Source organism: Micromonospora endophytica, from assembly GCF_003236305.1.
In the GTDB taxonomy this organism is placed as follows: domain Bacteria; phylum Actinomycetota; class Actinomycetes; order Mycobacteriales; family Micromonosporaceae; genus Micromonospora; species Micromonospora endophytica.
The window spans coordinates 1-8778 of record NZ_POTX01000240.1; the positions used below are offsets into that span (position 1 = coordinate 1).

Annotated in this window: 10 protein-coding genes; 2 read left to right on the forward strand and 8 right to left on the reverse strand. The window is 71.6% G+C overall.

The annotated features are described in order from the left end of the window. Window positions 1-49 precede the first annotated feature (49 nt). Entirely contained in the window at window positions 50-268 is a 219-nt protein-coding gene (locus tag C1I93_RS25100) for a GntR family transcriptional regulator (RefSeq protein ID WP_309148216.1), read from the reverse strand. Between the two features lie 33 nt (window positions 269-301). Here C1I93_RS25100 and C1I93_RS25105 point away from each other — a divergent pair, with 33 nt between their 5' ends. Both C1I93_RS25105 and leuE read left to right on the forward strand, forming a co-directional pair. Beyond that, window positions 302-1546, forward strand: a complete 1245-nt coding sequence (locus tag C1I93_RS25105; protein WP_111245753.1) for a bifunctional pyridoxamine 5'-phosphate oxidase family protein/GNAT family N-acetyltransferase — start codon at window positions 302-304, stop codon at window positions 1544-1546. Continuing rightward, window positions 1543-2205, forward strand: a complete 663-nt coding sequence (gene leuE, locus C1I93_RS25110) for a leucine efflux protein LeuE (RefSeq protein ID WP_111245754.1) — start codon at window positions 1543-1545, stop codon at window positions 2203-2205. Before C1I93_RS25105 ends, leuE begins: the two co-directional genes overlap by 4 nt. Before the next feature lie 144 nt (window positions 2206-2349). Here leuE and C1I93_RS25115 read toward each other — a convergent pair whose 3' ends face one another. The 7 genes from C1I93_RS25115 to C1I93_RS25145 all read right to left on the reverse strand — a co-directional run bounded on the left by C1I93_RS25115 (window position 2350) and on the right by C1I93_RS25145 (window position 8770). After that, complete coding sequence (locus C1I93_RS25115) at window positions 2350-3270, reverse strand: sporulation protein (RefSeq protein ID WP_111245755.1); 921 nt, start codon at window positions 3268-3270, stop codon at window positions 2350-2352. Between the two features lie 11 nt (window positions 3271-3281). Next, the gene (locus tag C1I93_RS25120) at window positions 3282-4349 is read right to left on the reverse strand and encodes a hemolysin family protein (protein ID WP_111245756.1); all 1068 of its coding nucleotides are present in this window, start codon (window positions 4347-4349) and stop codon (window positions 3282-3284) included. After that, the gene (locus C1I93_RS25125) at window positions 4346-5698 is read right to left on the reverse strand and encodes a hemolysin family protein (protein ID WP_111245757.1); all 1353 of its coding nucleotides are present in this window, start codon (window positions 5696-5698) and stop codon (window positions 4346-4348) included. Before C1I93_RS25125 ends, C1I93_RS25120 begins: the two co-directional genes overlap by 4 nt. A 252-nt stretch (window positions 5699-5950) precedes the next feature. Beyond that, the gene (gene mnhG, locus C1I93_RS25130) at window positions 5951-6397 is read right to left on the reverse strand and encodes a monovalent cation/H(+) antiporter subunit G (protein ID WP_249412348.1); all 447 of its coding nucleotides are present in this window, start codon (window positions 6395-6397) and stop codon (window positions 5951-5953) included. Beyond that, window positions 6394-6657 carry an MrpF/PhaF family protein gene (locus tag C1I93_RS25135; RefSeq protein ID WP_111245758.1) on the reverse strand — a complete coding sequence of 88 codons (264 nt, stop codon included), beginning with the start codon at window positions 6655-6657 and terminating at the stop codon, window positions 6394-6396. Before C1I93_RS25135 ends, mnhG begins: the two co-directional genes overlap by 4 nt. A gap of 2 nt (window positions 6658-6659) precedes the next feature. Then, entirely contained in the window at window positions 6660-7271 is a 612-nt protein-coding gene (locus C1I93_RS25140; protein ID WP_111245759.1) for a Na+/H+ antiporter subunit E, read from the reverse strand. Beyond that, window positions 7268-8770, reverse strand: coding sequence for a Na+/H+ antiporter subunit D (locus tag C1I93_RS25145; protein ID WP_111245760.1), 1503 nt, complete (start codon window positions 8768-8770; stop codon window positions 7268-7270). The genes C1I93_RS25140 and C1I93_RS25145 overlap by 4 nt, the downstream gene beginning before the upstream one ends. Window positions 8771-8778: the final 8 nt, after the last annotated feature.

Below are 8778 nucleotides of genomic sequence, written 5' to 3' on the forward strand. Positions count from 1 at the left end.
ATCGGGCTGGGCGGGTTCGCCCTCTACGGCCTGTTCGTCGGCGGTGGCGTCAAGTGCCGTGCCGACCTGCGGTGACGATGAGTCCGCGGCGGCGCAGCTCGGCGTAGGCGCGGGAGACGGTGGCCGGGCTGACGGCCAACTCGCTGGCGAGCGCCCGCACCGGCGGCAGCGGGTCACCGGGGGCAAGGGCGGCGCGGCGGATGCCCGATTCGATGCTTGTCGAAATCTCGACGGCCGTCGCTCCGGTGATCTGATAGCGTACTGACACAAAACAGGGATTGTACTAGAACAAAGGTGGGACATGTACGCGCAGACCGTCCGCACCACCGCCAGCCGCTCCCGGGACCGGATGAGCTACGACCGGGCCGCCGCGCACGCCGTGCTCGACGAGGCGTACGACTGCGTGCTCGGGTTCACCGTGGACGGTGAACCGCGCCTGCTGCCCACCCTGCACGTACGCATGGGTGACACGCTCTACCTGCACGGCTCCACCGGCAGCCGACCGCTGCTGGCCGCCCGGGGTGACGGGTTGCCGGTCTGCGTGGCGGTCACCCTGCTCGACGGGCTGGTCTACGGCCGCTCGCAGTTCCACCACAGCGCCAACTACCGCTCGGTGATCGCGCACGGCACCGCCCGCCTCGTCACCGACGTGGCGGAGAAGTCCGACGTGCTCACCGCCCTGGTGGAGAAGGTCGGCACCGGCCGTGCGGCGGACAGCCGCCCGCCGAGCCGGCGGGAGCTGGCCGAAACCGCAGTGCTGGCGCTGCCACTGCACGAGGTGTCGGTCCGCGCCCGCACCGGCGGCGTCGCCGACGAGCCGGAGGACTACGCGCTGCCGCACTGGGCCGGGGTGGTGCCGCTGCGGCTGACCGCCGGTCCGCCCGAGCCGGACACCGGGGTCACCGCGCCGGTGCCGGCGTACCTGCGGCCGGCCCGCACGCCGTGGCACGAGCCGGTGCCGCTGGACGGCCGGCACGTGCGGCTGGAGCCGCTGGACCTGGCGCACGCCGAGGAACTCTTCGCCGCCACCACCGACCCGGAGGTCTGGCGGCACCTCGGCACCACCCAGCCGGTCGCCCCCGCCGACCTGACCGTCGTCCTCCGCGCCTACCTGGCCGCCTGGCACCGGGGCGAGCAGGTGCCGTGGGTGCAGCGCTGCGCGGTGACCGGTGCGGTGGTCGGCAGCACCTCGTACTACGAGATCGATCCCGAGCGGCGGTCACTGGGCATCGGGCACACCTTCCTGGGCCGGCCGTGGTGGCGTACCGGGATCAACACCGAGGCGAAGCTGCTGCTGCTCGGGCGGGCGTTCGACGAACTCGGCGCGGTACGGGTGGTCTGGCACACCGACATCCGCAACGAACGCTCACAACGGGCCATCGAACGGCTCGGCGCCAGCCGGGAAGGGGTGCTGCGCAGGCACCGGTTGCGCCCGGACGGCTCGTGGCGGGACACCGTGCAGTATTCGATGACCGTCGACGAGTGGCCAACGGCACAGGTCACGCTCCGGGAAAGGCTTCGCTCGGCGGCCCCGTCGGCCGGATGATGTCCGGCGTGCTGGGGATCACCGACATCTGGACGTACGTGCTGGGCACCGTGGCCATCGTGCTGCTGCCCGGACCCAACTCGCTCTTCGTCCTCTCCACCGCCGCGCGCCGGGGCGTACGCACCGGTTACCGGGCCGCGGCCGGGGTCTTCGTCGGCGACGGGGTGCTGATGTTCCTCTCCGCCGCCGGGGTGGCGTCGCTGCTCAAGGCGTACCCACCGGTCTTCCTCGTGATCAAGTACGCGGGTGCCGCGTACCTGGGCTATGTGGGGTTGACCATGCTGCGCGGCGCCTGGCGGCGCTGGCGCGACCGCAACGACCCGACCACGCCGCGGCTGATCGACGCCGCGGAGCCGGCGGCGATGCGCAGCCCGTTCCGCAAGGCCCTGGTGATCAGCCTGCTCAACCCGAAGGCGATCCTCTTCTTCATCTCGTTCTTCATCCAGTTCGTCGACCCGACCTACCCCTGGCCGGCGCTCTCCTTCCTGCTGCTCGGCCTGATCGCCCAGGTGACGAGCGCGCTGTACCTGACCGCGCTGATCTTCGCGGGGACGTTCCTGGCCGCCCAGTTCAGCCGGCGTCGCCGGCTCGCCGCCGGCGCCACCACCGCCGTCGGCGCGCTCTTCATCGGCTTCGGCCTCAAGCTGGCCCAGGGGTAAGGAGGGGCCCCCTGTTAACGCCTCGTGTAGGTAAAGGGCCCCCTATTAACGCCCTCGGGGTTAGCGCCGCCGGGTTGACGCCGCCGGGTTGACGCCGCCGGGGTTAGTGCGAGCGGATTGACGCCGGTGGGTTGACGCCCACGGTCAGGCGCCGTCGCCACCGCCGCCGATGCCGCCCCCGCCGCCCGTGCCACCGAGGCCGAACCCTGGCTCGATGGGCCGGTCGGGTGGACGACTGACGTGCGCCGACTCGGTGATGGTGGCCGACCAGTCGGCGTGCGCCGCCGCCGCAGCGTGCCGGTTGATGGTCTCGCGCAGCCAGCCATCCACAGTGGACACCCAGTCCCGCTGGTCGGCGCCGGTGTGCCAGATCTTGAACCGGCTGATGCTGGGGTGGGTGATGCCGGCCAGCGCCAACCGGCGGTCGCAGAAGAGGATCACCTCGAGACCGGCGGAGTCGGTTACGAAGATCACCTCCAGTTCGGTGATCGGCCCGGCGTAGAGCGGGCCCACCCAGAAGCCCCACCGCTGGTGCAGTGGCAGGGTCTGCGCCACTCCGGGCAGCCGGCCGTCGACCAGGCCGGCCTGGCGCACGCTGAAACCGAGGGTGTCCAGGGCGGCCAGCACGTGCTGCTGGGTGGGCAGCGGATGCACGAAGATCGGCACCATGGCGCCCTGGTCCAGGCCGGGCTCGATGGCCACCTCCGTACGCAGCCCCATCCGCAGGCTGAGCAGCGGTACGCCGCCGTACGTCGTCACCGGCGTCTCCCAGGGCAGCGGGAACTCGAACGGGATCGAGCGGCCCCGGCCGGCCCGCAGCACCAGGGCGTCGGCCACCTGCGCCTGATGGAACTGGACCAACCGGCGGGGCGCCTGCGGATCGTCCGGCTCGACCTGGCTGACCAGGCCGAGCCGGACGTGGTAGACCGGCACGTCGACGTCACCGGCGATCAGGTTCACCCGCCCCGGCAGCCGCAGCCCGGGGCGGGTGCTCGGGTTGGCCAAGGCGGTCTGCACCGTCAGGCCCGTACCGCCCGACTCCGGTGACACCCCCGTCAACCGCACCCGCGTCGCTCCTACCTCAGCCGGCGCACCGCGCGCGGAATCGGATCGGTCTCGTCGTCGAACTCCCCGATGACCTCCTCCAGCAGGTCCTCAAGGGCCACGAAGCCGACCGGGCGGGTCGGGCCGCCACCGTTGCGGACCAGTGCCAACTGGGACTGGCGGGCCCGCATCGCGGCCACCGCCTCGGTCACCGTAGCCGTGTCGGGCAGGGTGATGGCGTCGTTCATCAGATCCGCCGCGGTGGCGTCCGGACGGCTGGCGGTGGCCCGCACCGCCTCCCGTACGTGCACCAGGCCACGGACGTCCCCGGTGGCGTCCAGCACCGCCAGCCGCGACCGGCCGCTGTCCCGGCTGACCTGCTCGATCCGGTCGACCAGATCGTCCAGGCGGACCGTCACCATCCGGTCGAACGGCTCCATCACCTGGGCGACAGTCGTCTGCTGCAACTCCAGCATGCTGGTCAGCATCTCGTGCTGGGCGGCGCCGAGCAGCCCGTGTTCGCGGGACTGCTCCAGCAGCATCCGCAGTTCGTCCGGGCCGTGCACCTGGGCGAGCTGATCCTGCGGGTTGACCTTCGCCAGTCGCAACATCGCGTTGGCCACCGCGTTGAGCACCGACAACACCGGCCGGGACACCCGGGCGAAGGCCCGGAACGGCAGGGCCAGCAGCAGCGCGGAGCGCTCCGGGTGGGTGATCGCCCAGGACTTCGGCGCCATCTCGCCGACCACCAGGTGCAGGAAGGTGACAAGGCTCAGCGCGAAGATCAACGCGACCACGTGGCTGGCGCCGTACGGCAGCCCGACAGTGTGCAGCAACGGGCTGAGCAGACGCTCGATCGCCGGCTCCGCCAGGGCACCGAGGCCCAGGGTGCAGAGCGTGATGCCGAGCTGCGCCCCGGCCAACATCAGCGACAGTTCGCGTACGCCGTCGAGCGCGGCCTTGGCCGCCCGCCCGCCGCCGGCCGCCGCCTGCTCCAGCCGGTAGCGCTTGCTCGCCACCAGGGCGAACTCGGCGGCGACGAAGAAGCCGTTGAGCGCGAGCAGCACCACCGAGGTGATCAGGGCGAATCCGGTGCTCACGCCGTCACCCCCTCACGGCCGCCGACGAGCTGCAGGCGTACCGAGTCGGCGACGTGCCGATCGACCGCGAGCACCTCGACCAGCGCGCGCGGCGCGACCTCGCCGTTGTCGGCGTCCGCCGGCAGGCCGATCTCCAGCCGGTCACCCACCTCGGGCACCCGACCCAGCTCCCGCATGACCAGCCCGGAGAGGGTGTCGTACTCGGGATGTTCGGGAAGCGCGATGCCGGTGCTGTCGGCGACCTCGTCGATCCGCCAGCGGGCCGGCACCACCCAGGAACCGTCCTCCTGCCGCGCCGGGGCCCGCTCCGGCGGGTCGTCCTCGTCGCGGATCGGGCCCACCAGTTCCTCGGCGATGTCCTCCAGGGTGATCACACCGGCGAAGCCGCCGTACTCGTCGACCACGCAGGCGAGCTGCCGATGCCCGGAGCGGAGCCGGTCGAGCACCGTCGGCAGCGGCAGCGTCTCCGGCACCAGCAACGGGGGTACGGCCACCGCACCGACCCGGGTGGTGGCGCGCTGGGCCGGGGCGACCTGGAGCACGTCGGCGATGCCGACCACGCCGACCAGGTCGTCGACGCCCTCGGCACCGCGGACCGGGAAGCGGGACCGGCCGGTGTCGAGCAGTTCGACCACCCGGCTGATCGGCTCGTCCGCGCGTACCGTGTGCACGTCGACCCGCGGCACCATGGCCTCACCGGCGGTCAGCTGGCGGAAGTCCAGCCCCCGGTCCAGCAGCTCCGACATCTCGGCGTCGAGGTGCCCCTCCAGCCGGGACTCGGCGATGATCTGTTCCAGGTCCTCCGGCGTGGCACCGCTGGGCAGCTCCTCGATCGGCTCGATGCCGACCCGCCGCAGCAGCCGCACCGCCGCCCGGTCGAACAGTTTGATCACCGGTCCGGCGATCGCGAGATACACCAGCGTGGATCGGGACAGCGCTCGGGCGACCGGCTCGGGGCGGGCGATGGCCAGGTTCTTCGGGGCCAGCTCACCCACCACCATCTGCACGATGGTGGCGATGACCAGAGCCAGCGCCACCGACAGCGGCAGGCTGACGGCGGTGGAGACGCCGGCGACACCGAGCAGCTCGGCCAGGCCGGCACCGAGGTACGGCTCGGCGACGTAACCGACAAGCAGGGTGGTGACGGTGATGCCGAGCTGGGCGCCGGAGAGCATGAACGACAGTCGTCCGCTGACCTCCAGGGCACGGGCGGCGGCCTGGTCGCCCTCGGTGGCGAGCTGCTTCAGCTTGCCCCGGTCGACGGCGACATAGCCGAATTCCTGCGCGACGAAATACCCCGTCGCGACGGTCAGAACGATGATCAGAGAGAGACCGACGAAGATCAACACGGGAGGTTCAGGGCTCCCGGGGTCGTCGGATCGGTGGAAGGCCGGGGCTTACCCGGCTGGCTACTGCTGCCCTCCTGGGCAGAAGAGTCGATCATCCCGCCATTCTACCGGCGGCGTCGACCGGAAGGGGGAGGTGCGGGCCGAGAACCGGCAACCCCGACCCCCTGCCACGCGTCATGGCGTCGAAGGCGTTAGGAGGGGCCCCCTCCTATACACGAGGCGTTAACAGGGGGCCCCTCCTTGCGCTCTCGGTCACCGTTCGGCCAACTCGTCGGCGTCGAGCAGGCGCCGGTCGACCCGTCCGGCGCGGTACGCGGCTCGCCCGATCATCTGCGCGGCGACCGGGGCGGTGGCCAGTTGGAAGATCCCCACCAGGACGACCATGCCGAGGTCGGCGAGGGTACGCAGGCGCAGGGAGAGTCCCAGCAGCAGGAGCAGTACGCCGAGCACCTGCGGTTTGGTGGCCGCGTGCATCCGGCTCAGCGTGTCCGGGAAGCGCAGCACCCCGATCGCGGCAGCCAGGCTCAGCAGTGCCCCGGCCACCAGGCTGACGGCACCCAACCAGTCGGCGACCACGGTCCAGCCTGCGGTCCAGGCCGCAACACTCCAGTCCGCGGCCGGCGAGGCGGCGGACCAGTCGGCGGCGGGTGATCCGGTGGACCAGTGCGCTGCGGGTGATCCGGTGGACCAGTGGGTCACGGCTGCTCCCGAGCGGCGAAGCGGACCAGCGACACCGAGCCGACGAAGCCGAGCAGGGCGAGCACCACCAGCACCGGCAGGGTGGTGGCGTGCCGGTTGATCGCCGCCTCGGCGCCGACCGCACCGACAATGGTGGCCAGCAACATGTCCGCGGCGACCACCCGGTCCATCAACGACGGGCCGCGGTAGAGCCGGATGAGGGCGAGCAGGGCGGTCACCGACAACAACCCGGCGATGATCACGGCGAGCAGATCGTTCACGGTTACTCCTTGTCGACGGGAACGGAACGCACCTGGCGCAGCTCGGCCGCCGAGCCGACCGCCGCCACGATCCGCCGCTCCACGGTGCGGATCTGTTGACGGGCGGCGACCAGGTCACCGGGGCCGCGTACGTCGAGCACGTGCACGTAGAGCACCGCGCCGTCCCGGTCCACCTCCACGATCAGGGTGCCGGGCACCAGCGACACCACTTCGGCGGTCAGGGCCAGGTTGAGGTCGGTGGGCACCCGCAGCCGCACCGCGACGATGGCCGAGCGCGGGAGGTAGCCGGGTTGCACCGCGATCCGGGCCACGTGCAGGCTCGCCACCACCAGTTCGACGAGGAACCGCCAGGCGAACACCAGCAGTCCGCGTAGCCGCAGCCGGCCACCGAAACTCACCGCGGGAAGCGGGAAGAAGACCAGCACCGCGGCGACCACCAGCAGCCCGCCCAGCAGATTCCCCCAGCTGATGTCGCCCCACAGCAGGATCCAGATCAGCACCAGCCCGCCGACCGCGATCACCTGGTCGCGCCACCGGCGTACCCGGGCCCGCACCCCGCGCCCCGGCTGACCTGTCGCGGGATGCCCGGGCCCAGGCTGGTCGGGCCCGGTCACGGCCCACCGCCCGGGAGCACGGCGTGGATGTAGGGGGTGCGCTCGCGCAGGTCGACAGCCGCACCCGTGGTCACGTCGAAAAGGGGTCCCGCCACGACGGTCAGCGCCACCCCGAGCGCCACCAGGGCCACGGTGGCGCCGACCATCAACCCGGGCAGCGGGGCGGTCGACGCGACCGTCTGGCAGGGCGACCGCCAGAAGGCGATGTTCCACACCCGGCTGGCCACATAGAGGGTGAGCAGGCTGGTCAGCGTGCCGAGGGCGACGAGCGTCCAGGGCAGCGGACCGCCTACCGCCACCCCGGCCTGGAGCAACCCGAGCTTGCCGAGGAAACCGGAGAAGGGCGGGATGCCGGCGAGGTTCATCGCCGAGACGAAGAAGAGCACCCCGACCAGGGGCGCGAGCCGGGCGAGGCCGCCCAGCCGGCGCAGGTCGGTGCTGCCGGCCCGCTGCTCGACCAGGCCGGCGATGAGGAAGAGGGCGGTCTGGATGGTGATGTGGTGGACCACGTAGAAGATGGCCCCGACCAGGCCGGCGACCGTGCTCAACGCGATCCCGAAGATCATGTAGCCGATGTGGCTGACCAGGGTGAACGACAGCAGCCGTTTCAGGTCCGACTGGGCCACCGCGCCGAGGATGCCGACCAGCATGGTCAGCCCGGCCACCACCATCAGCAGCGTGGCGGTGCGTGGCCCGGGGAAGAGCAGGGTCTGGGTACGGATGATCGCGTACACGCCGACCTTGGTCAGCAGGCCGGCGAAGACGGCGGTGACCGGGGCGGGGGCGGTCGGATAGCTGTCGGGCAGCCAGGCCGACAGCGGGAAGACCGCCGCCTTGATGCCGAAGGCCAACAGCAGCATCAGTTGCAGGCTCAGCCGCACCCCGTCGGGCAGCGCGTCCAGCCGGGCGGCGAGGTGGGCCAGGTTGAGCGTGCCGGTGGCCGCGTAGACCAGCCCCACCGCGATCAGGAAGATCATCGAGGCCAGCACGTTGACCACCACGTACGTGGAGCCGGTGCGGATGCGCAGCCGGGTGCCGTTCAGGGTGATCAGCACGAAGCTCGCCGCGAGCAGCATCTCGAACCCGACGAAGAGGTTGAACAGGTCACCGGCGAGGAACGCGTTGGTGACGCCGGCGGTCAACACCAGGTAGGTCGGGTGGAAGATGGCCACCGGGGCGCTCTCACCAGCCTCCGCCTGCCCCTGGCCGATCGAGTACAGCAGCACGCAGAGGGTCACCGCCGAGGAGACCACGAGCATCAGCGCCGCCAGTTGGTCGGCGACCAGGACGATGCCTACCGGCGCGGGCCAGCCGCCGATGTCGACCACCAGCGCCCCGTGCCGGTACGTCCACACCAGCAGCACCGCCGCCACCGCCAGGGTGGCGGCGAGACAGGTCACGCTCACCACCCGTTGTGACCGTTCCCGGCTCGCCAGCAGCAGGGTCAGCGCGGCGCCCACCAGCGGCAGGAGCACCGGCAGCGGTACGAATCCGTTCATCCCGACCC

Excerpts from the sequence above, each read along its gene's own strand:
- C1I93_RS25105 (WP_111245753.1), top strand. The coding sequence starts at position 302 with ATGTACGCGCAGACCGTCCGCACCACCGCCAGCCGCTCCCGGGACCGG.
- leuE (WP_111245754.1), top strand. The coding sequence starts at position 1,543 with ATGATGTCCGGCGTGCTGGGGATCACCGACATCTGGACGTACGTGCTG.
- C1I93_RS25145 (WP_111245760.1), bottom strand. The coding sequence starts at position 8,770 with ATGAACGGATTCGTACCGCTGCCGGTGCTCCTGCCGCTGGTGGGCGCC.